Origin of the sequence: Pseudoprimorskyibacter insulae (assembly GCF_900302505.1) — a bacterium.
GTDB lineage: Bacteria > Pseudomonadota > Alphaproteobacteria > Rhodobacterales > Rhodobacteraceae > Pseudoprimorskyibacter > Pseudoprimorskyibacter insulae.
On sequence record NZ_OMOJ01000002.1, the window covers coordinates 334,396 to 355,209 of the forward strand.

A 20,814-nucleotide genomic window follows, 5' to 3' on the forward strand; every position below is an offset into this window, starting at 1 on the left:
GAGATTTGCCTAGCACGGGTCTGCGTTGCCGTCATGTGGATTTGTTCAAATGTGCGTGCTGACGCACGCGCATGATGTCTCGGGGGGCGGCCTACGGCCTTGCCCTCGGGGTTTGCCTCCGGCGGGGATATTTTTGGTCAGAAAATGCGGGGAAGGTCGGCGGCGGTGTCGACGTCGCGCAATGTGTCGATCAGGGCGATGCGTTTTCCGGGAAGGGTGGCGATGGTGTCTGTCAGCGCGTGTTCCGTGGACCAGCGGGTGTTTTGGAACAGCGTGGCGGGGGGCGTGTGTTTGAGGCCGATTAGCCAATAGCCGCCGTCATGGGCGGGGCCGAAGACGGCGTCGTTTTGGCCAAGTGCGCGGAAGGCGCGGGCGATGTGATCGGGCTGGATGCCGGGGATGTCGGCGCCGATGATGGCGGTGGGGCCGGGCAGGCTCCGGAAGATGCGGGCCATTCGGTCGCCCAGATCGCCCTGGCCTTGCGGGAGGCGCGGCAGGTGCGCGGGCCATTTTCGGCTGGTGAGGCCTGCGCGGTCCGGTGAGACGGCGAGGAATAGGTGCCAGCGCGGATCGTCGAGGCGGCGCAGCAGGCGCGTGCATTGATGGCGGAACCACCAAGCGGCGGCGGTTTGGCTGATGTCGCGGCCAAGGCGGGTTTTGACGCGGCCTGCGCGGGGTTCCTTGACCATCACCACCAGCGTGGGGCGGATCACAAGGGGCGTTCCATGTCGTGGTGGGGGATTCCGGCGTCATCGTATTGGTCGCTGATGACGCTGAAGCCCAGCTTTTCGTAGAAGCCCGTCGCGTAGACTTGGGCCGAGAGGCGGACGGTGGTCAAGCCGGGGATCTGGGCGAGGCGTTGGATGCCTTCGGCCACCAGAGCCGCGCCAAGGCCGGTGCCGCGTGCCGGTTTGGCGACGCAGATGCGGCCGATTTTGCCGGTGCTGCCCGAGGTGAGCAGGCGAGCCGTGCCGAGGGGTGTTTCGCCTTGGTAGGCGACGAGGTGGATGGCCTGATCGTCAAGGTCATCCCATTCCTCGGCTTCCGCGATGGCCTGTTCTTCGATGAACACGGTGCGGCGCAGGGCGTGCGCGTCGGTCAGATCCGATGTTTCGCGGATCTGCCATGTCATGCGAAATAGTCCCGCAGGATTTGCGTGTAGATCGCCTTGAGCTGGTGTATCTGGGCCACCTCAACACGTTCGTCCACTTGGTGCATGGTTTTGCCGACCAAGCCAAACTCGACCACGGGGCAGTGGTTCTTGACGAAACGCGCGTCCGAGGTGCCGCCCGAGGTTGAGAGTTCAGGCGTGACATTGGTTTGATGCTGAACGGCGCGGCTGACCATGCCCGACAGCTCACCCGGCGGGGTCAGGAAGCTTTCGCCCGAGATCTTGATCGTCACGTCGGTCTTGGTGCCGAAAACCTCGTCAATCGCGGCGGCCTCAGACCGGAGCCAATCTGACAGGCTTTGGCCGGTGTGCAGATCGTTGAAGCGGATGTTAACAGTGGCCTTGGATTTGGCCGGGATCACGTTGGTTGCCGGGTTGCCGGTGTCGATGGTGACGACGGCCAGAGTTGAGGCGTCGAAATGGTCGGTGCCTTGGTCCAATTCGTGGCTGGCCAGCCCGTTCATCAGGCGGGCCATGGCGTTCAGCGGGTTGTTGGCGCGGTGCGGGTAGGCGGAATGGCCCTGCACGCCGGTTACGGTGAACCACGCGGTGAGCGAGCCGCGGCGGCCGATCTTCATCATCTCGCCCATGTGGTTGGGGCAGGTGGGTTCGCCCACGAGGCAATGCGACATGCGTTCGCCCTCGGCGTCCATCCAATCCAGCAGGGCAACGGTGCCATCGGTGGCGTCGCCCTCTTCATCACCGGTGATGGTCAGAATGATCGCGCCATCGGGTGGCGTGTCCTTGACGAAATCCACGGCGGCGGCGGCAAATGCGGCGACGCCCGATTTCATATCGGTGGTGCCACGGCCATACATGAAGCCGTCTTTGATCTCGGCGCCGAAGGGGGCCATCGTCCAGTCATCGGGGTTGCCAAGGGGCACCACATCGGTGTGTCCGTTAAAGCCAAAGCTGCGGGCATGGCCCTTGTTGCCCCAGCGGGCGAACAGGTTCGAGGTGACGCCGCGATCGACGCGGGTGCAGGTGAACCCCGCCTCGGTCAGTAGGTCCTGAAGCAGAACCAATGCGCCGCCCTCCTCGGGCGTGATCGAGGGGCATTGCACCAAACGGGCGGTCAGATCGACGGGATCAATCATGCCTTATCCCCGAAGAAGGGGGTGACTTGGGCCACGATGACCGAGTTTTCTTCCAACGCGCGCTGCATCAGTTCGGCCTCATCATCGTCGATGTCATGGCCTTGGGCCTCGCGTTCTTCGCGGGTGCCATAGCCGGTGACATCCAGCGGGGCCATGTCGGCCTGCTTGAGGATCGCGACGGTTTCGCGCACGGCCTCGGCCTCATCAATTCCGCTGGAGTAGCACATCAGCCCGGCCCCGGTGCAGCCATCGGGCAGGCCATCCCCATCCCTGCGCCCAACTTGCACAAGAAGCGTATAAACCTTTTGTTGTGACGGTTTCTTGGGCATTGAGGCACCTGTTCCCCTTGGTTTTCGTTGCGCCTTGTTTGTCAGACCCATAAGGAAAGTTCCAGCAATTGCTTTCGGAGGAAGGGGGGCCATTTGCGCTTACTACAGGTTCTGACCGTCCTGATCGGGATGTTGGTGGCGAATAGCGCCGCGTCGCAAGATGCGCCGTTGGTGTTTGCGACCGTGGATCGCCCGCCCTTTGCCTTTGCCGACAATCGCGGGGTGACCGGGTTTAGCATCGATCTGATGGAGGCCATCGGCAACGAGATTGGCCGCGACATCGAATTTCAGATGCAAGACACCTTTCCGGCGATGTTGTCCGCAGTGCAGGACCAGACGGTAGACGGGGCGGTTGCCAATATCTCGATCACAGCAGACCGCGAAGTTCGGATGGATTTCACCCAGCCGATTTTTGAAAGCGGATTGCAGATTTTGGTGGCGGGCAAAGCCGAACAGGCCAGCATTCTATCGCTGATCCTGACGCGCGAAATTGTGGTGTCTTTGCTGTTGGCTTTTGTCCTGCTGCTGGGCGGCGGGATGCTGATGTGGGTGTTCGAACGCAAGCGCCAGCCCTATTTTGACCGCCCCTTGGACGAGGCGATGTTTCCGTCCTTCTGGTGGGCGCTGAACCTTGTGGTGAATGGCGGGTTCGAAGAACGGATGCCGCGGTCGCCCTTGGGGCGAGTGTTTGCCGTGATGCTGGTGGTGTCCAGCCTGTTCATCGTGTCGATTTTCGTGGCGCAGATCACTGCGGCGCTGACCGTGGGGGCGCTGAACAATCAGATCGATTCCATCAATGATCTGGACCGCAAAGAGGTGGTGACCACCGAAGGGTCGACCGCCAGCGCCTTCCTAAGTGCGCGGGACGTGCGGCACCGGACGGTTGGCACGTTCAACGACATGATCCAAGCGATGGAGCAGGGCGATGCTGATGCCGTGTTCTTTGATGGGCCGCTTTTGCAATACTACCTGATGACCCATCCGGGGCTTGAGGCCTATCTGGTGGACCGGGTGTTCAAAGCGGAAAACTACGGGATTGCCTTGCCATCCGGCAGCCCGATGCGCGAGCCGATGAATCAGGCGTTGCTGAAGATACAGGAAAGTGGGCTTTACGGCGCGATCTACACTAAGTGGTTTGGCAACCCGCAATAACAAAGCAGTATACAAAAAAGGCGGCCAACGGGCCGCCTTTTCGCTGAATGCTTTGCGGATCAGTCGCGCAGCAATTCGTTGATCCCGGTCTTGGAGCGGGTCTTTTCGTCCACGCGCTTCACGATCACGGCGCAGTACAGGTTGATCCCGTTCTTCGACGGCATCGAGCCGGACACGACGACCGAATAGGGCGGCACTTCGCCGTACATCACTTCGCCGGTTTCGCGGTCAACGATCTTGGTCGACTGGCCGATATACACGCCCATGCCCAGAACCGAACCTTCGCGGACGATGCAGCCTTCAACCACTTCAGACCGCGCACCGATAAAGCAGTTGTCTTCGATGATGGTCGGGCCGGCCTGCATGGGTTCCAGCACGCCGCCAATGCCAACGCCGCCCGACAGGTGCACGTTCTTACCGATCTGTGCGCAGGAACCGACGGTGGCCCATGTGTCGACCATGGTGCCTTCGTCAACATAGGCGCCAAGGTTGGTGAAGGACGGCATCAGAACCACGCCTTTGGCGATATAGGCCGATTTGCGCACGACGGCGTTCGGCACGGCGCGGAAGCCAGCGGCTTTGTACTCGGCCTCGCCCCAGCCTTTGAACTTGCTGTCGACCTTGTCCCACCAGCTGTGACCCTGCGGGCCGCCGGCTTGTAGCTCCATGTCCTTGATGCGGAAGCCCAGCAGAACGGCCTTCTTGGCCCACTGGTTCACGTGCCAATCGCCGTTGGCCTGCTTTTCCGCAACGCGAAGCGAACCGCTGTCCAGCGCGTTCAGCGTTTCTTCAATGGCCTCGCGGGTTTCGCCGGTGGTGGCGGGGGTAATCGTGTCGCGCGCCTCCCAGGCGGCTTCGATGGCGGCTTCCAGAGCTGCGTTCGACATGGGGTCTCCTCGGGTTACAATTTCCCAACCGTATAAAAGGCGCGGGCAAGCGGCGCAATGCGGGTGTCGTGGCGGCGTGCTGGCCTATTGCGGCCAGAGCCGTTACGCATAAAGCGACATATGACAGGACGCTTTTCATGACCGACGACCGCCACAGCATTCTTCGCGACGCCCACCACGACATTGATACCGCCTCCCACGTTCCCGACACACCGCAAACCCGTGCGCCGTCGTACCGGCTGGCCTTTGCCGATGACGATTTTCTGTGCCGCGAAGATCTTCGGCCCGTGCGCCTGCAATTGGAATTGCTGAAGCCAGAATTGATGCTGGATGAGGCGGGCGTGCAATCAACCGTCGTGCTGTTTGGCGGCGCGCGCATTCCTGAACCCGCCAAGAAAGACACCGCCCGCACCAAAACCTTGGCCGAGCTGACGCATTTCTACGATGTGGCCCGCGACTTCGCCTATCAGGTGACTGAGCTGTCGATGGAAAGTGGCGGGCGTGAAAACGTCGTCGTCACGGGCGGCGGCCCCGGCGTGATGGAGGCAGGCAATCGCGGTGCGAAAGAGGCGGGTGGCCGGTCTATCGGGCTGAACATCGTGCTGCCGCATGAACAAGCGCCGAACCCCTACGTGACGCCGGACCTGTGCTTTAACTTCCACTACTTCGCCATTCGCAAGATGCACTTTCTGATGCGGGCGCGGGCGATCTGCGTGTTTCCGGGCGGGTTTGGCACATTGGATGAGCTGTTCGAATCGCTGACGTTGATCCAGACCGGACGGATGAACCGCGTGCCCTTCTTGCTGTTTGGGCGGAAGTTCTGGGAAGGGATCATCAATTGGGATGCCCTACGCGAGGCTGGCACCATTTCGCCCGAAGACCTGACCTTGTTCCGATTTGTCGAAACCGCCGAAGAGGCAATGGAGGCGATCGAAAACTGGGATATGTCAGGAATGCGAGAGAAGATTCCGGGGCGCGATTGATCCGCGCCCCAAAGACTCAGGCCATTTGGACCGATGTTTCGTCTTCGGACGATTCGACCCAACGGCCGATAACTTGCATTGCGCCATCTTCGTCGCGCTGTTCGACCGCGCGGCGCAGATCTTTCAGCGCATTGGCGATCTCAAGCTCAGACAGATAGTGTTCCTGCGCGCGCAGGATCTTGTTGTGCGGCGTCGTCAACATGTCGGAGCTGATCAACAGTTCTTCGTGCAGCTTTTCGCCGGGGCGCAGGCCAGTGACCTTGATTTCGATGTCGCCGCTTGGATTGCTGGAATCCTTGACCGAGAAACCCGCGCCTTCGATCATCTGGCGGGCCAGTTTCTTGATCGGAACCGGGTCGCCCATATCGAGAACGAACACATCGCCGCCACGGGCGAACGAGCCTGCAAGCAGAACCAGTCGCGCCGCTTCGGAAATGGTCATGAAGTACCGGGTGACTTCGCCATGTGTCAGGGTCACCGGGCCGCCACGCGCGATCTGTTCCTTGAACAGCGGAATAACCGACCCGGACGAGCCAAGAACATTGCCGAAACGAACCATGGAAAACCGGGTGTTTTTGCTGCGGGTGGACAGGTCTTGGACCACCAACTCAGCCAAACGTTTGGACGCGCCCATGACATTGGTCGGGCGCACGGCCTTGTCGGATGACACCAGAATGAACCGTTCGACCCCGGCTTCACGGGCTGCATCGGCCACGGTTTTGGTGCCGAAGACATTGTTGTTCAGGCCGACAATCGGGTTCAGCTGCACCATCGGCACGTGCTTATAGGCGGCTGCGTGCAGAACGACGTCAATCGTGTTGTCCGACAGGGTCTGGCGCACCATGTCCTTGTCGTTCACCGATCCAAGAACCGGAACGATCTTGATACCGTTGGCGATATCGCGCAGTTCCTTGTCGATGTTGTACAGGTTCAGTTCAGAGTGATCGAGGATCACCAATCGGTTCGGACGACAGGCGATCAACTGACGGCACAGTTCCGACCCGATGGATCCACCAGCCCCGGTGATCAGAATGTTGCGGCCACTGTAGGCATGGCTGACGCTGGGCAGTTCCGATTCAAGGCGGCCTCGGCCAAGCAGGTCATCCAGATCCACAGCGGCGGTGCGACCTGCCAAATCGCTGCTGCTGACCAGATCGGCAAAGGACGGCAAAGCATGCACTTGGCAACCCAGTTCGCGCAGCCCATGGGCGATCCGCGCCTGACGCGGCTGGCCAAGGGACGGCATCGCCAGAACCACACGGTCGATCTTTTTGTCAGCGATCAGTTCCTTGATGCTGCTGGGGGCATAGACCCGCAGGCCAAGGATTGTTGTCGATTGCAGCGTCGGGTTGTCGTCTACGAAAGCGACCGGAACAATCGCGTCGTCGGTCCGTAGGGCGGCGATCAACTGTTGGCCGGTTTGGCCCGCGCCATAAACCAGCACCCGCATCCGCGATCTGTTGTTTCGGTAAATCCACGTGGTGACGTGGCGCAGAGCAATTCGCCAAGCGACGGCGGTCACCAGAAAGATCAGCGAAAAGATTGTGAACACGCCCGGCAATAGCTGCGGATCCAGAAAGATATTCAGCGCGGCGCCTGTCAGGCCGGTAACCACGGCAAAAACGGCAGTGCGGGTGACGCCCCGGATTTCATAGGCATTCAGCTTGATTGCGTTGAGGCCAAGCTGAAAGGAAACGCCCGTCGCGACCAGCGACATGGCAATCATCAGGGGAATCGATTCGGCGAAATGTGTGGTTGCGGAGCCGATGGGGGACATCAGCAGCAGCGCGAAAAACATAGCTACAGGCACACCAATCACGTCAATCAGGGCGAAAATTACCCGTTTTTGATGCCGCGAAAGCTTGGTAGCGAGTGCGTACAGCATTTTGAAAACCCAAACTTTATTGTTTATTCTTCTGTGGCCTTAAAAGGCGATATCGTTAAAATATGACAACAAAACTCAACAATGTTGGCGCTGTCATCTTCGACATGACTATGTAGCAACTTGCTCAATCATTAAACAAGTATGGAATTTCTGCATCTGCAAAAATTGGCAGTTTTTTACCGATTGGTGCCAAAAGTTTGGCAAAGAAACGGCTGCTGGCCTTCCGTTGGGTCACTTTCGGCATGCTACGCGGCCAAATCGACCCTTTCTTAACCCTTGGTGCTGCGGTATGCACCGCGCCAACCCGCGCACAGTGGTGGTGCCGGTACATGCGAAAAGGAGAGCCTGATGGGCTACAAGGTCGTCGTTGTTGGCGCCACCGGGAATGTGGGCCGCGAAATGTTGAACATTCTCGCAGAGCGTGAGTTTCCGGTAGATCAAATTGCTGCGCTTGCATCGCGCAAATCGCTGGGGACCGAGGTCAGCTTTGGCGACAAGACCATCAAGACCCAGGATCTGGCGGCATTCGATTTCACCGGTTGGGATATGGCGCTGTTCGCCATCGGCTCGACCGCGACCAAGGAGTTTGCACCCAAGGCCGCGGCGGCAGGCTGCGTGGTCATCGATAACAGCTCGCTCTATCGCTATGACCCGGATGTCCCGCTGATCGTGCCCGAAGTTAACCCCGAAGCAGTGCACGGCTATTCCAAGAAGAACATCATCGCCAACCCCAACTGCTCGACCGCGCAGATGGTGGTGGCCCTGAAGCCCTTGCACGACCGCGCCCGCATCAAGCGCGTTGTCGTATCGACCTATCAGTCGGTGTCGGGCGCAGGCAAAGAAGGCATGGACGAGCTGTGGGATCAGACCAAAGCGGTCTACAACCCGACAGATGATAAACCGGCCAAGAAGTTCACCAAGCAGATTGCCTTCAACGTGATCCCGCATATCGACGTTTTCATGGAAGACGGCTCCACCAAGGAAGAGTGGAAGATGGTCGCGGAAACCAAGAAGATCCTCGACAAGAGCATCAAGCTGACCGCGACTTGTGTGCGCGTGCCGGTGTTCGTTGGCCACTCCGAAGCGCTGAACATCGAATTCGAGGACTTCCTTGATGAAGACGAGGCCCGCGACATCCTGCGCGAAGCGCCGGGCCTGATGGTGATCGATAAGCGCGAAGACGGCGGCTATGTGACCCCGATTGAATGCGTCGGCGATTTCGCCACCTTTATCAGCCGGATTCGTCAGGACAGCACGATTGAAAATGGCCTTAACCTGTGGTGCGTCAGTGACAACCTGCGCAAAGGCGCGGCCCTGAACGCTGTACAGATTGCCGAATTGCTGGGCCGTGAGGTTCTGAAAAAGGGCTGATAAAACAGCGCTTAGACCAATAAGTCATATCGGCCTATCTCTTTGGATAGTTCGATATGACTAAAGCGAATTAAATTGCGCCTTTGAAGGCGTGCTTTATTTGCGATTGTGCGCGACACTGAAACTACGCTGCAAGGGTGCATCTGTGGCGCTGAAGTCAGATCGGTTGGCGTACCTCCACCTCACGCGTTCTGATTCTGTCGCGGCTCCGCATCCTTGCAGGCCCAGAATATCGCTCACTTGCTCCAAAGGTGCTGGGCCGGTTTCCTCGGAAACCGGCCTCCTTTGCATTTGTTGGCGCAATCATGTGGCATTTGCCGCAAATTGCGCGGATCAGGCCCAGATTTCGCCCAGAAGCGCACGGACCCTATTCGTATTAGAGGAGTAGGTACAATGAGCATTCACCCACTGCACGAAGCGACATTCGGAGACGCGCATCTGGCCGCCAGCCTGCCAGCGCCGCTTGATATTGAAACGCAGGTGTTGTTGCGCACTTTCCTTGTGCCGGTCATCGAAAACGCGACGTCTTGGCCGGATCTGCGCAAGGCATTGGCCGCCAAGGGATATTCCATCGGCTTCCGACATGGGCGTCTTGTGCTTGTGTCGTCTGACACAGGCCAGCCCGTTTGCACCGGAAAAGGGCTGGGTGTGCCGCTGCGCGACTTGGCGCAACGGCTTGGGCGTCCGATCGTGACGATGAACCCCGGCGGATTGACCGCCGAGCTACGCGCCTGAAATCAGACCGGCTGATAGGTGCCCGACTTCGTGTCGTAATATTCCAGGCTGCCTTCGCCGATATCTGTCCAAAGCCCGTGCAGTGTCAGTGCGCTGCTTTCGACTTTCTCCTTCACGAAGGGGAAGGTCATCAGGTTGGACAGCGACACCAGCACCGATTCCTTCTCCAGCGCACGCGCTTGGTCGGCCTCGGCATGGCTGTCTTTGACCCTTTCGTAGCCGGGGCGCAGGATGTCCATCCAACGGCCCACAAAGCTGGTCTTTTCCTCAAGCTGGGGCGCTTTGCCTTGGCACATGTCCAGGCACCCCTGAACGCCGCCGCAGCTGGAGTGACCCAAAACAATCAAATGCGACACGTTTAGTGCGGTGACGGCATATTCTACCGCCGCCGATGTGCCGTGGTGATCGCCATCGGGTTCATAGGGTGGTACAAGGTTGGCGATATTGCGGTGAATAAAGAACTCACCCTGATCGGCGCCAAAGATCGACGTGACGTGCACGCGCGAATCGCAGCAGGAAATCACCATGGCCCGCGGCCGCTGGCCTTCTGTCGCCAAACGGCGATACCACGCGCTGTTTTCCGAGTATGTCGTTGCCTTCCAGCCTTGGTAGCGCTGGATCAGATAGTTTGGCAGTGGGCGAGCGGCCTGCATGTCGTCCTCCGGGTTTGGTTATCTGGTCGCGTTGGATACGCAAAAACTTAGCACATTTCGAGAGAAAAACCCCCTTGGCCCTAACCATTTCTGAAATCCTTCGCGTCAAACCTGTTTCTCGGGTGAGAAAGGGAGTTTTCGTGGAACAAGTTACGGTCCTACCGGTGAGTGAGTGCGCGTCGCTCGATCCGATGAATTTGCATTATCTGAATGCGCAATACGGCACTGCGGTTGCCGAAAATGTCATTTGCCGCACGATGGAAGATCTGGCCGTGCGGCTGTCCGAGGCGGAAAAGGGCTTTCGCGACCAGAACGATGAAGCGATGCGGCGGCATTGCCGGATTGTGGGTGCAACGGCGGAACAATTGGGCATGACGACCTTGGTTCAGGTCACGCAGGATGCCTTGGCCAAGATCGGCACGCGCGATCAAATCGCCTTGGCCGCGATCTTGGCGCGGATGATCCGTTTGGGTCAGGCGTCCATTTCCGCGGTTTGGGATCATCAGGATGACCCGTTTTGACCTTGCGGGCGCGGGTGGCCGCGATAGGCTGGCGGCATATTCTGATTGAGGACCGCAATGCCCCTGACATTCGCCGCCGCTGACCCCGCATCGCTTCCACTTCATGTGATCCCCTCGGACGGGTTAGAGGCGTTTCACGAGGAGCAGCCAGAACATTGGGACAAATGGCTGGAGGCTTCGGGGTTTTCTGGCGCCTTGGGCGAAGCGCTGCTGATTCCGGGCGGTGACGGCGCCCCCATCGCGGCGGTCGCAGGATACGGCACTGCCGCGCAACGCGCTCGCGTGCGATTTCCGCTGGCTGCGGCAACGGCGAAGCTGGGCGCGCATGTTTACCGCATCGCATCGGGCCTGCCCGAGGATGTGGCCGCGCAGGAATGCCTTGGTTGGTTGCTGACGGGCTATGCCTTCGACAAATACAAAGCGCAGTCCGGCAGCAAAGCGGGCCTTATCGCGCCGGACGGCGTCGACGCCCAAGGGATTGAGATTGCCGCCGCCGCCGAACAGCGTATTCGCGATCTGATCAACACCCCCGCCTCTGACATGGGGCCGAGCGAGCTTGAGGCGCATATCGCGGAAATGGCCGACGCCTTTGGCGCATCGCTCACCGTGACGCGCGGCGATGACCTGCTGGATCAGAACTTTCCGATGATCCACGCCGTTGGCCGGGCCAGCGATGACGCCCCGCGCCTGATGGATATGCGCTGGGGCGCGACCGGGCCAAAAATCACCCTCGTCGGCAAGGGCGTGTGCTTTGACACCGGGGGCCTGAACCTCAAACCCGGCGCGTCGATGGGTCTGATGAAAAAGGACATGGGCGGCGCGGCCAACGTGCTTGGGCTGGCCCATATGATTATGTCGCTCGGGCTGGCAGTGCAGCTGCGCGTTCTGATCCCGGCGGTGGAAAACGCCGTCAGCGGCAATAGCTTCCGTCCGCAAGACATCCTCAATAGCCGTAAGGGTCTGACGGTTGAAATCAACAACACCGATGCCGAAGGGCGTTTGGTGCTGGCCGATGCGCTGGCCCTGGCGGATGAGGATAAGCCCGATCTGATCCTGTCGATGGCGACCCTGACGGGCGCGGCCCGCGTGGCCGTTGGCCCCGATCTGGCCCCCTATTTCACCGATGACCAAGCCTTCGCCACTGCGCTAGAGGCGGGCGCCGCAGCGCAGGCCGATCCGGTCTGGCGCATGCCATTCCACACGCCGTATGAGGCATTGATCGAACCGGGCATCGCCGATCTTGACAACGCCCCATCGGGCGGGTTTGGCGGCGCGATCACGGCGGCCCTGTTCCTGCGCCGCTTTGTAACCGATACGCCGCGCTACGCTCATTTCGACATCTATGGATGGCAACCCACCCCAGCACCGGGTCGCAGCAAAGGCGGCTTTGGCCAAGGTCCGCGCGCCATCCTCGCCGCGTTGCGGTCGCTTTACGCGGTATGACCGACCCACGCACCACGTTCGCCAACGGGTTCGTTGCGCATAGCACTCTGCGCGGGACAGTCACGGCGCAGCGCTATACGGATGGAATGCTGATGTGCGTGACAACCCCCGTCGCGCCCATCCATCGAAGCGCCACAACGCCCGATCTGGACCGCCAGGTGCAATATGGGCGCACGGTGCGTGTGTTGGACAAACAGGGCGAGCGGTGCTTCGCACGGGATGAAGCGTCGGGCCATGTCGGCTATATCCCGCACGCCGCGCTTGGACCGGTGGCGCGCAGCACGCATGTGGTCGCGACCCGCCAGACGCTGCTGTTTCGCGCCCCAGATATCAAATCGCCTGAACCGATGCCGCTGGGCCTCGGCGCGCAGCTAACGATCACTGCGCATGACGGCAAATTCGCCGTCACCGATCACGGGTTCTACGCCGTCGCCAGCCACCTGCGGCACCGCGATATGCCCAGCACGGATTTCGTTGCCGTGGCAGAAAGCCTGCTTGGCGTGCCATACCTCTGGGGCGGAAATTCGGCTTTTGGCATAGATTGTTCCGGCCTTGTGTCCATGGCGCTGGAAAATAGCGCCATGTCTTGTCCTGCCGACAGCGATCAACAGGCCGAAGCCTTGGGCGCGGATGTCACAGACGGCACCTACCAGCGCGGCGATCTGCTGTTCTGGCGCGGCCATGTGGCCATTCTGGTCGATCCGCAAACGCTGATACATGCCAACGCCCATCACATGGCGGTGGCCTATGAACCCTTGGATCAGGCCATCAAACGCATTGCAACGCAGGGCGATGGCCAGCCTATAGCGCACAAGCGCCCTTAGTATTTTCTGACCATAAATATTCCCGGGGAGTGTGAGGGGCAGCGCCCCTCACGTATCAGCCACAGGCTCAGTCGCCATCCACCTTACCGCGCATGGCCTTCACTTCGCCGCGGATCTTTTTCGCCTTGATCCGCCGGTTTTTTGACCCAAGCGTGGGCTTTGTGGCGATACGCCGTTTCGGCACCACCAGCGCCTTTTGGATCAGCTCAACCAAACGTTCCCGCGCCAAATCACGATTGCGCGCCTGACTGCGGGTGTCATCGACCTGCAAAACAATCGCGCCTTCCTTGGTCCAGCGCCGCCCCGCCAAGCGGCGCAAGCGGTTCTTCACCGGGCCGGGCAGGGATGGGGACCGCTCGGCCTCAAAGCGCAGTTCGACCGCCGTGGACACCTTGTTCACGTTCTGGCCGCCGGGGCCAGAGGCGCGGATGAACTGTTCGGTCAGTTCCCAATCCTGAATCGCGATGGTGTCTGAAATCTGTAGCATGGTGTGGATCTAGTACTTCAATACGAAAAGGGCCGTCCAGATCAGACGGCCCTTCGAGAATCTGAGGAGGCGAGGCTGGTTAGGCCTTGGCCAATCCGGGCGTCAACCGCCCTGAAGGGGCTGCCCTAACAGCGAAGCTCCCGAACTGTTCCAACACCTCTCTCCAATGCTTCTCTCGACACTGGATCACCTCCTTTCATCTGTTGACGTTAACAACAGCGTGGCACGCAATTCAGAAATCGCAAAGCACTTTTTTTGTCAGGCGGTTGCCGTCCGCGAGGTTGCCCAAGAAACGATCACTCGGAAGGGGATCAACGCGATCAAGGCAAGCGCCAGCTTGACGCCCCAATCGGCCACGGCCAGCGACACCCAAAGCGGGGCTTCGGGGCCTGCGCTCATGAAGGGCATCGCCTCCCACGCCCAGCTGATTTCCATATCGGCGTTCTCGCCAAAGAAGGCGACCGATTGCGAAAAGGCCAGCGTAAAGAAGATGGCGGTGTCCAGTGCCGATCCGATCAGGGTGGACGCCAGCGGCGCACGCCACCAAGTCCCGTTCCGCAGGCGGTCAAAGACAAAAACGTCGACCATCTGGGCAATCAGGAAGGCGGTTGCGGACCCCACGGCCACACGCAGCGCCACGGCCGCATATTCGTACCCATCGCCTTGCAGCATGATTTGCGTGCCGATCAGCGAACAGATGATACCGGTCACGAAACCGGCCAGAATAACCTTGCGGGCGGCGGGCGCGCCGTAGACGCGGTTCATCACATCGGTGACCAAGAAGGCCAGCGGATAGGTAAACGCGCCCCAGGTCAGCAGACCGTCAAGGATCAGGAATTGAACGAGGATATTGGAGGCCACGACAATGGCGGCCATGGCAAGAATGCCAGGAAGGTACGTGCGGTTCATGGATATAGCCCGTTTTTTCATGGTAGCGGCGACATGGTCCCCCGGAATGGGGAACGCGCGGGCATTAATCCTGTTGCCGATTCAATGCAAGCTATTCCTGCACGACGTATTCGACGAACTCGGTCCGCTGAAGAAAGTGATAGTTGTCGTCGGCGATCATCAAAAGGCGCATATGTCCGGCTTGGTCGCGCCAAACGGCCAGCCCTTCTAGGTTGCCATGTTGGCCGAAACTTGACCGGAACAGCTCTGCCTCATTGGTCAGGGCCGTTTCGCCCAGATCAAAGCGGCGCACGCGGGATTGAAAGCTGAATCCGGTGAACACCCGTTCCAGCAGGTAAAGCCGCCCATCCGGCCCAATGTCTGCCCCGACAGGCAGGAAATTGTCGCGGCGTGGAATGCCAAAGGGGGTCGTCCATTTGCCATTGTCATAGCGGAACACCGGGAAAGGCCGGGTTAGCATGCCGGACCGTTCGGGGATCACATAAAGCCGGTTGCGGTCATCGACGGCCAGGGCCTCAAACGACGAATTGGGCGGGAAGTCGGACAAGGCCCAAGGGCGCGGCATCTGCGCGGCGCGCTCCGGCGTCAGATAGGCCCAGACGCGGTGAACGTTTTCAAACGACACATAGCGCCGCCCGTCCTTACGTATGGCCAGCCCTTCGGAATCCTTCTGGCTGTCTGGCGAAATCAGATTGCCATCCGGGCCGCGCAGGGGCTGGATCGGGTCCGACACGACGCCTGTGATCTTGCCGTTCTGGCCGCGCATCAGGCGGCCTTCGACATAGATCCCGCGGTCGCCGATGGTGACAAAGCTGACGCCATCGTCGGCCACTTCCAACCCGGAAAAGCCGCCATGCCCCGGATCGGGGTCACGCCACGTGTATTGACTGTCTAGCTGCGCAAGCCCGCCCTCATCGGCATGGCCGATCAGGGCAAGAACCGCTGCCAGACCCGCGCTTAGCGCGAGGACAGGACGGATGCGCATTGTGCGGGCAGATCCCCCAGTGTCAGCGGGCGTTTGGGTTTGGGCTTGGGCGCGTTGGGGTCAACGGGCTTGGGGTTCAGAATGTCATACACCCACTGGTCGGCATCGGCGCAGCCATCCCCGGCGGGGGGCGGGGCTTGATCGACGCAGTTCTTCATGCCCTTGGGGCAGTTCAGGCGCACGTGGAAATGATAGTGGTGGCCCCACCACGGGCGGATTTTGCGCAGCCAAGCGCGGTCGCCCTTTTCATCCTTGCACATCTGCACCTTGGCGCCGGGGAAGACAAAGATCCGGGCAACGCGCGGGTCTTGTGCGGCGGCTTTCAGGATCTCGTGATGGGCGCGGGTCCAACTGCTGTTGGTGTAGGCCCCGTTGGCGCGGCGCATCGAATCCGACGAGACGTTTTCGCGGTCGGTTTCGCTCAGCGTCAGATTGTTGGCCGGTTTCATCCAGATATCGATGTCCAGACCGATCTGGTGGCTGGCATGGCCGGTCAGCATCGGGCCGCCGCGCGGCTGGCTGATGTCTCCGATATAAAGCCCGCTCCAACCCGGCTGTTTGGCGGCTTTGGCGGACAGATCTTTGATCAGGTCGATGGTATCGGGATGGCCCCAGTTGCGGTTCCGGCTCAGGCGCATGGCCTGCCATGTCGGCCCGGTTTCGGGCAGTTGTTCGGCACCAGCCAGACAGCCCTTGGCATAAGATCCCAAGGACTCGGCCTTTTGCGCCGATCCTTGCAGGACATGCCCGAATAGTTCTTTGGCGTTCTTGGTGCTGAGCACACCAGCCACACGGGCAGCAGGTTCAACGGCTTTGCCGCCGCCACATGCCGCCAAAACGGCGCATAGGCTAATGACTAATATGGGTCGGATCATCTGCTCGATCTCCCTCGCTTTTGACGGATCGTAGCAGATACAACCCCAGCAGGAAAAGGAGGATCACAGGCAGAAAGCCCAACTGATTGCTTTGCGTCGTCGTTGTGAAGATCGCAATCAGCGCAGGGGCCAGAAACGCCGTGGCGCGTCCGGTCAGGGCGAACAGGCCAAATGCTTCGGCGGCGTGGTTCGGATCGATGTGGCGGATCATCATCGTGCGCGACGCCGAATACAGAACGCCGCCCGCGCCGCCCATAATCACCCCGCAGACATAAAAGATGATATCCGGCAAGGCCGATCCTTCGGCCAGCGGAATGCCAAACAGTTGCGTGCGCGACATGCCGACGATGATGGCGCTGACCAAAATCAGGACGATCACGCAGAACCGAATGACCGGCTTGGGCCCAAAGCGGCGGTCGGCAATGCCGCCCACATAGCTTAGAACAGCGGCGGCAATGGCGGCGATGATGCCGAAAATGCCGATCTGAACGATTTCCCAGCCCAGCACCAGCTTGGCGTAGATCCCGCCATAGGAATAAAGCGCGGTTAGGGCGTCGCGATAGAACATCGAGGACAGCAGAAAATTGCGGTAGGATTTGCGCTTGGACACCCGTCTGATCGTTTGGCCGAGATTGCGCAGCACCTGCCCAAAGGACGGGCGCGACCGGGCGGCATTGGGCGCATCGCGGGTCCACAGAAAGAACGGGATCAGAAACACCACCCACCAGATCGCAATGAACGGCCCGGTAAACCGAGTGCCTTCCCGCGCTTCGGGATCAAGGCCAAACAGCGGGGGCTGCCCGATCAGGGTGACGCCGTTTTCGTTTTCGGCAAATAGCAGCAGAACGATAAACAGGGCCAGAACACCGCCCCAATAGCCAAAAGCGATGGCTGAACCGCCGACTTTGCCCACATCTTCGGTGTTGGCCAATGACGGCAGGATCGAATTGTTCAGACTAAAGGCGCTTTCTGAGGCGATAAAACCCACCCAGAACAGCACCAGAACCATCATCAGCCCGGTGCCATCGGGTTGCAGGTGCCACAGGCCAAAGGCGCAGATGGCGGTGACGATCGCCAGCGCCCAGAAGATCGGCATCTTGCGCCCCGCCGCATCGGCATAGGCCCCCAGCAAGGGCGCGGATAGCGCGATGAACAGCCCGGCGATGGATTGGGACGACGACCAAAGGCTTTGCGCCTGTGCGTTGGCGGCTTGTTCGCTCAGGCCTGAGGCCAGGAAATACCCGGCGGCGACAGCGGCGAAATACGGGCTGAACACAAAGGTCAGGCCAAGCGTCGCATAAGGCTGCTGCGCCCAGTCAAAGAACATCCAGCCCCAGATGCGCCTGCGTTGTGAAATCTCGGCCATGCGTCCCTCCGTATCCCCGAAGTTGGTATGACCCGATCACATGTTCAGTAGCAAGTTAATCCTGCATAGGCGGCCAGGGGCGCAGCGCCTCGGTTTCGCACCATTTTTGCAGCCATACGGGCATGTCGGGGTTCAGATCAGCCATTCCCAGCGCTTCGACAACCTTGGCCGGGGGAACGATGCCTTGCGCGCTGGTGACGGCGGCGCGGTACACCGCATGGTTGGCACATTCGCCGTCGCGCCGCCACATGGACTGCTCCAGATACATGAACTTGTCGTCAAAGCACACAGCCCGGCCTTTGATGGTGACCCGGTCAAAGGCGCGGATGCGGCGGCGATAGCGCACCATGACACCGGCCATGGTCAGACCCCATTTTTCCTGTCTCAAAACGCCAATCAACCCGGTGCGGACAGCCAGCGGAATGCGGTTCAGATCGTAGATCGTCAGCGTGCGGCCATTGTTCAATTCGTTCCACAGATCCAGATCCCAAGGCATGCAGATGTGGTCAGACGAATGGATATCGGTCAGGGCGAGGGGCGGCAGTTTGCGCGAACCGGCCATGGCGTAGAACATGCGAATGAAAGGGTACACGGGCTATCTCCTTTGTGGCCTTTGCTGGTGCAGCATTCCCCAAACGTCAACCAAGACCTCGCGGCACTCTTGCCCTTTCGGGCAGCGACCCTTACCTGTTGGCTCAAATGCCATCAAATAAGGGCCAGCTCCTATGCAATCGTTGTTTCAGATCCTCATGCTTGTTTTGGACATTGTGTGGTTCTTCGTGATCGCCCATGTGATCATGAGCTGGCTGATCAACTTCCAGGTGCTGAACCTGCGTCAGCCGCTGGTCGGGCAGATCTGGGATGGCCTGAACCGCATACTTGAGCCGATCTATTCGCGTATTCGCAGCGTTCTGCCGGCGATGGGCGGGATGGATTTTGCACCGCTGGTGTTCCTGATTGGCCTTTATGCGCTGCGTATCGTGCTGACCAACAACGCCGGTCTGTTCTACTAAGCTGGCCTTGTACAACTACCCGTCGTGTGGGATTGTCTGAGCAAGAGCAGATCTTGTGACAAACAGGCCCATTTATGCCCCGCGACCTGACGGCTGACGCGTTATTGCGCGATATCTTCGGCTTTGATGCCTTTCGCCCCGGACAGGGCGAAATCGTCGATGCCGTGGCGCAAGGGCGCAATGTCTTGGCCATCATGCCGACGGGCGGCGGGAAATCCCTGTGCTTTCAATTGCCTGCCTTGATCCGGTCCGGCGTGACCGTGGTTATCTCTCCGCTGATTGCCCTGATGCGCGATCAGGTGCGCGGATTGAGAGAGGCGGGCGTTGCCGCCGGGGCGCTGACCTCGGGCAACACCGAAGACGAAAACAACGCCGTTTGGGATCAACTGCACACGGGCCAGCTAAAGCTGCTGTACCTTGCGCCTGAACGGCTTGCCTCTAGCGGGACACAGCGGATGCTGGCGCAGGCGGGCGTTTCGCTGATCGCCGTGGATGAGGCGCATTGCGTCAGCCAGTGGGGCCATGATTTCCGCCCTGATTACCTGCGAATAGGCGAATTGCGCCGGGCGCTGGATGTGCCTTTGGCCGCGTTCACCGCGACGGCGGATGCCGAAACGCAGGACGAAATTGTGTCGCGCCTGTTCGACGGTCAGCAACCCCAAACCTTTCTGCGTGGCTTTGATCGGCCCAATATCCATCTGGCATTTGCCACCAAGGACGGCCCGCGCGGTCAGATCCTTGATTTCGCGGCGGCCCGCAAAGGGCAATCGGGGATCGTCTATTGCGGCACCCGCGCCAAGACCGAAGGCATTGCGCAGGCATTGCGGCAAGACGGTCATGCGGCCTGCCACTATCACGGCGGGATGGAGGCAGACGACCGCCGCGCCGTCGAGGAACGCTTTGCCACCGAAGACGGGTTGATCGTTGTCGCCACGGTGGCCTTTGGCATGGGCGTGGACAAACCCGATATCCGCTGGGTCGCGCATGCCGATTTGCCCAAGTCGATTGAGGCTTATTACCAGGAAATCGGCCGCGCGGGTCGCGACGGCGGCCCTGCCGAAACCATGACCCTGTTTGGCCCCGAAGACATCCGTCTACGCCGGTCGCAGATCGACGAAGGCGCGGCCCCGCCCGAACGGCGTATGGCCGACCACGGACGTCTAAACGCGCTGCTGGGTCTGGCCGAGTCGCTGGAATGCCGCCGCAAAACGCTGCTTGGCTATTTCGGCGAAACCGATACCACTTGCGGCAATTGCGATCTGTGTGACGCCCCGCCTGACACGTTCGATGGCACCGAGGCCGTGCGCAAAGCCCTGTCCGCCGCTTTGCGGACCGAAGAAAGCTTTGGCGCGGGTCACCTGATCGACATTCTGATGGGCAAAGCCACCGACAAGGTGCGGGACCGGGGGCATGACACGCTGCCGACCTTTGGCGTCGGTAAGGACCTGAGCAAACCGCAATGGCAGGCCGTGTTCCGCCAGATCATGGGCCATGACCTTATGCGCCCGGACCCGGAACGGCACGGGGCCTTGGTGATGACCGATGCCGCCCTGCCGATTCTGCGCGGCCAAGACAGCATCACCCTGCGCCGCGATAGCATCCGCAGCGCCAAGAACCGCCCGGCGGTCAAGGCGATGGTGTCCGACGAAGACGCGCCGCTGCTGTCGGCGCTCAAGGCCAAGCGGCGTGCCTTGGCCGAAGCCGCCCGCGCCCCGGCCTATGTGATCTTCCCGGACAAGACCCTGATCGAAATGGCCGAAAAGCGCCCCGCGACCTTGGACGACATGGCCCGGATCAGCGGGGTTGGCGCGAAAAAGCTGGAACGCTACGGCGATGCCTTCCTGTCGGTGATCGTTGGGGCCACGCAGGACATGCACCCGACCCGGCGCAAATTGGCCGGGCGAGAGGCCGGAACGCTGTACGATCAGTTGATGGAAGCGCAGTCGCGCCTGATGCGCGGTGAGGCGGGATTGGATAAGCCGCTATCGTGTTCCGCGTCGCAATTGGCGCAGGTGGCGCAGCGGCGGCCGGGGTCGCTTGATGAAATAACGCGCCTTTTGGGGGAACGCCGCGCCGAACGGTTTGGCCCGGCGTTCCTGTCTTTGATCGAAGACCTGACCTAGGTCTG

General features: G+C 60.4%; 22 protein-coding genes. 9 read left to right on the top strand and 13 right to left on the bottom strand.

Annotated features, from left to right (window positions below; genetic code table 11):
- Positions 1-137: 137 nt before the first annotated feature.
- Genes PRI8871_RS07080 through PRI8871_RS07095 form a run of 4 tightly spaced genes read right to left on the bottom strand, consistent with a single transcriptional unit; the run spans position 138 to position 2,597 of the window.
- Positions 138-710 carry a TIGR04282 family arsenosugar biosynthesis glycosyltransferase gene (locus tag PRI8871_RS07080; RefSeq protein ID WP_108885891.1) on the bottom strand — a complete coding sequence of 191 codons (573 nt, stop codon included), beginning with the start codon at positions 708-710 and terminating at the stop codon, positions 138-140.
- Entirely contained in the window at positions 710-1,132 is a 423-nt protein-coding gene (locus tag PRI8871_RS07085) for a GNAT family N-acetyltransferase (protein WP_108885490.1), read from the bottom strand. Before PRI8871_RS07085 ends, PRI8871_RS07080 begins: the two co-directional genes overlap by 1 nt.
- Positions 1,129-2,268: a succinyl-diaminopimelate desuccinylase gene (gene dapE / locus PRI8871_RS07090; protein WP_108885491.1), complete on the bottom strand. Its 1,140-nt coding sequence runs from the start codon at positions 2,266-2,268 to the stop codon at positions 1,129-1,131. The genes PRI8871_RS07085 and dapE overlap by 4 nt, the downstream gene beginning before the upstream one ends.
- A complete protein-coding gene (locus PRI8871_RS07095; RefSeq protein ID WP_108885492.1) occupies positions 2,265-2,597 on the bottom strand; it encodes a DUF8846 family protein in 333 nt (110 codons plus the stop codon). The genes dapE and PRI8871_RS07095 overlap by 4 nt, the downstream gene beginning before the upstream one ends.
- A 93-nt stretch (positions 2,598-2,690) precedes the next feature.
- Between PRI8871_RS07095 and PRI8871_RS07100 the strand changes: the two genes are divergently transcribed.
- Positions 2,691-3,749 (top strand): transporter substrate-binding domain-containing protein, encoded by a 1,059-nt coding sequence (locus tag PRI8871_RS07100; RefSeq protein WP_245897793.1) that lies wholly within the window; start codon positions 2,691-2,693, stop codon positions 3,747-3,749.
- A 59-nt stretch (positions 3,750-3,808) separates the two neighbouring features.
- Here PRI8871_RS07100 and dapD read toward each other — a convergent pair whose 3' ends face one another.
- Positions 3,809-4,636 carry a 2,3,4,5-tetrahydropyridine-2,6-dicarboxylate N-succinyltransferase gene (gene dapD / locus PRI8871_RS07105; RefSeq protein WP_108885493.1) on the bottom strand — a complete coding sequence of 276 codons (828 nt, stop codon included), beginning with the start codon at positions 4,634-4,636 and terminating at the stop codon, positions 3,809-3,811.
- 137 nt (positions 4,637-4,773) lie between these two features.
- On the opposite strand from dapD, the gene PRI8871_RS07110 reads away from it, so the two are divergent.
- A complete protein-coding gene (locus PRI8871_RS07110) occupies positions 4,774-5,619 on the top strand; it encodes an LOG family protein (protein WP_108885494.1) in 846 nt (281 codons plus the stop codon).
- A gap of 16 nt (positions 5,620-5,635) precedes the next feature.
- Here PRI8871_RS07110 and PRI8871_RS07115 read toward each other — a convergent pair whose 3' ends face one another.
- Positions 5,636-7,504 (bottom strand): polysaccharide biosynthesis protein, encoded by a 1,869-nt coding sequence (locus tag PRI8871_RS07115; RefSeq protein WP_108885495.1) that lies wholly within the window; start codon positions 7,502-7,504, stop codon positions 5,636-5,638.
- A 348-nt stretch (positions 7,505-7,852) separates the two neighbouring features.
- Here PRI8871_RS07115 and PRI8871_RS07120 point away from each other — a divergent pair, with 348 nt between their 5' ends.
- A complete protein-coding gene (locus PRI8871_RS07120) occupies positions 7,853-8,875 on the top strand; it encodes an aspartate-semialdehyde dehydrogenase (RefSeq protein ID WP_108885496.1) in 1,023 nt (340 codons plus the stop codon).
- Positions 8,876-9,268: 393 nt separating this feature from the next.
- Entirely contained in the window at positions 9,269-9,610 is a 342-nt protein-coding gene (locus tag PRI8871_RS07125) for a hypothetical protein (protein WP_245897794.1), read from the top strand.
- Between the two features lie 2 nt (positions 9,611-9,612).
- Here the strand turns inward: PRI8871_RS07125 and PRI8871_RS07130 are convergent, their stop codons facing one another.
- The gene (locus PRI8871_RS07130; protein WP_108885497.1) at positions 9,613-10,263 is read right to left on the bottom strand and encodes a carbonic anhydrase; all 651 of its coding nucleotides are present in this window, start codon (positions 10,261-10,263) and stop codon (positions 9,613-9,615) included.
- Positions 10,264-10,403: 140 nt separating this feature from the next.
- Here PRI8871_RS07130 and PRI8871_RS07135 point away from each other — a divergent pair, with 140 nt between their 5' ends.
- From PRI8871_RS07135 to PRI8871_RS07145, 3 genes are read left to right on the top strand one after another with little or no spacing between them, the layout of a single operon-like run.
- Positions 10,404-10,784: a hypothetical protein gene (locus tag PRI8871_RS07135; protein WP_146188663.1), complete on the top strand. Its 381-nt coding sequence runs from the start codon at positions 10,404-10,406 to the stop codon at positions 10,782-10,784.
- 57 nt (positions 10,785-10,841) lie between these two features.
- Positions 10,842-12,227 (top strand): leucyl aminopeptidase family protein, encoded by a 1,386-nt coding sequence (locus tag PRI8871_RS07140; protein ID WP_108885499.1) that lies wholly within the window; start codon positions 10,842-10,844, stop codon positions 12,225-12,227.
- On the top strand, positions 12,224-13,051 hold the full coding sequence (locus PRI8871_RS07145) for a C40 family peptidase (RefSeq protein WP_181389403.1): 828 nt from the start codon (positions 12,224-12,226) through the stop codon (positions 13,049-13,051). Before PRI8871_RS07140 ends, PRI8871_RS07145 begins: the two co-directional genes overlap by 4 nt.
- A 67-nt stretch (positions 13,052-13,118) precedes the next feature.
- Here the strand turns inward: PRI8871_RS07145 and arfB are convergent, their stop codons facing one another.
- From arfB to PRI8871_RS07175, 6 genes are all read right to left on the bottom strand, one after another.
- Entirely contained in the window at positions 13,119-13,538 is a 420-nt protein-coding gene (gene arfB, locus PRI8871_RS07150) for an alternative ribosome rescue aminoacyl-tRNA hydrolase ArfB (RefSeq protein ID WP_108885501.1), read from the bottom strand.
- 258 nt (positions 13,539-13,796) lie between these two features.
- Positions 13,797-14,447 (bottom strand): queuosine precursor transporter, encoded by a 651-nt coding sequence (locus PRI8871_RS07155; protein ID WP_108885502.1) that lies wholly within the window; start codon positions 14,445-14,447, stop codon positions 13,797-13,799.
- Between the two features lie 91 nt (positions 14,448-14,538).
- Entirely contained in the window at positions 14,539-15,432 is an 894-nt protein-coding gene (locus tag PRI8871_RS07160) for an esterase-like activity of phytase family protein (RefSeq protein WP_108885503.1), read from the bottom strand.
- Entirely contained in the window at positions 15,405-16,307 is a 903-nt protein-coding gene (mepA, locus tag PRI8871_RS07165; RefSeq protein WP_108885504.1) for a penicillin-insensitive murein endopeptidase, read from the bottom strand. Before mepA ends, PRI8871_RS07160 begins: the two co-directional genes overlap by 28 nt.
- Positions 16,282-17,673: an MFS transporter gene (locus PRI8871_RS07170; protein WP_108885505.1), complete on the bottom strand. Its 1,392-nt coding sequence runs from the start codon at positions 17,671-17,673 to the stop codon at positions 16,282-16,284. Before PRI8871_RS07170 ends, mepA begins: the two co-directional genes overlap by 26 nt.
- 55 nt (positions 17,674-17,728) lie before the next feature.
- On the bottom strand, positions 17,729-18,265 hold the full coding sequence (locus PRI8871_RS07175) for an acyl-CoA thioesterase (protein ID WP_108885506.1): 537 nt from the start codon (positions 18,263-18,265) through the stop codon (positions 17,729-17,731).
- Positions 18,266-18,398: 133 nt separating this feature from the next.
- Here PRI8871_RS07175 and PRI8871_RS07180 point away from each other — a divergent pair, with 133 nt between their 5' ends.
- Together PRI8871_RS07180 and recQ are read left to right on the top strand one after the other, a co-directional pair.
- On the top strand, positions 18,399-18,686 hold the full coding sequence (locus tag PRI8871_RS07180; RefSeq protein ID WP_108885507.1) for a YggT family protein: 288 nt from the start codon (positions 18,399-18,401) through the stop codon (positions 18,684-18,686).
- A 74-nt stretch (positions 18,687-18,760) separates the two neighbouring features.
- Positions 18,761-20,809, top strand: a complete 2,049-nt coding sequence (gene recQ / locus PRI8871_RS07185; RefSeq protein WP_108885508.1) for a DNA helicase RecQ — start codon at positions 18,761-18,763, stop codon at positions 20,807-20,809.
- Positions 20,810-20,814 lie beyond the last annotated feature (5 nt).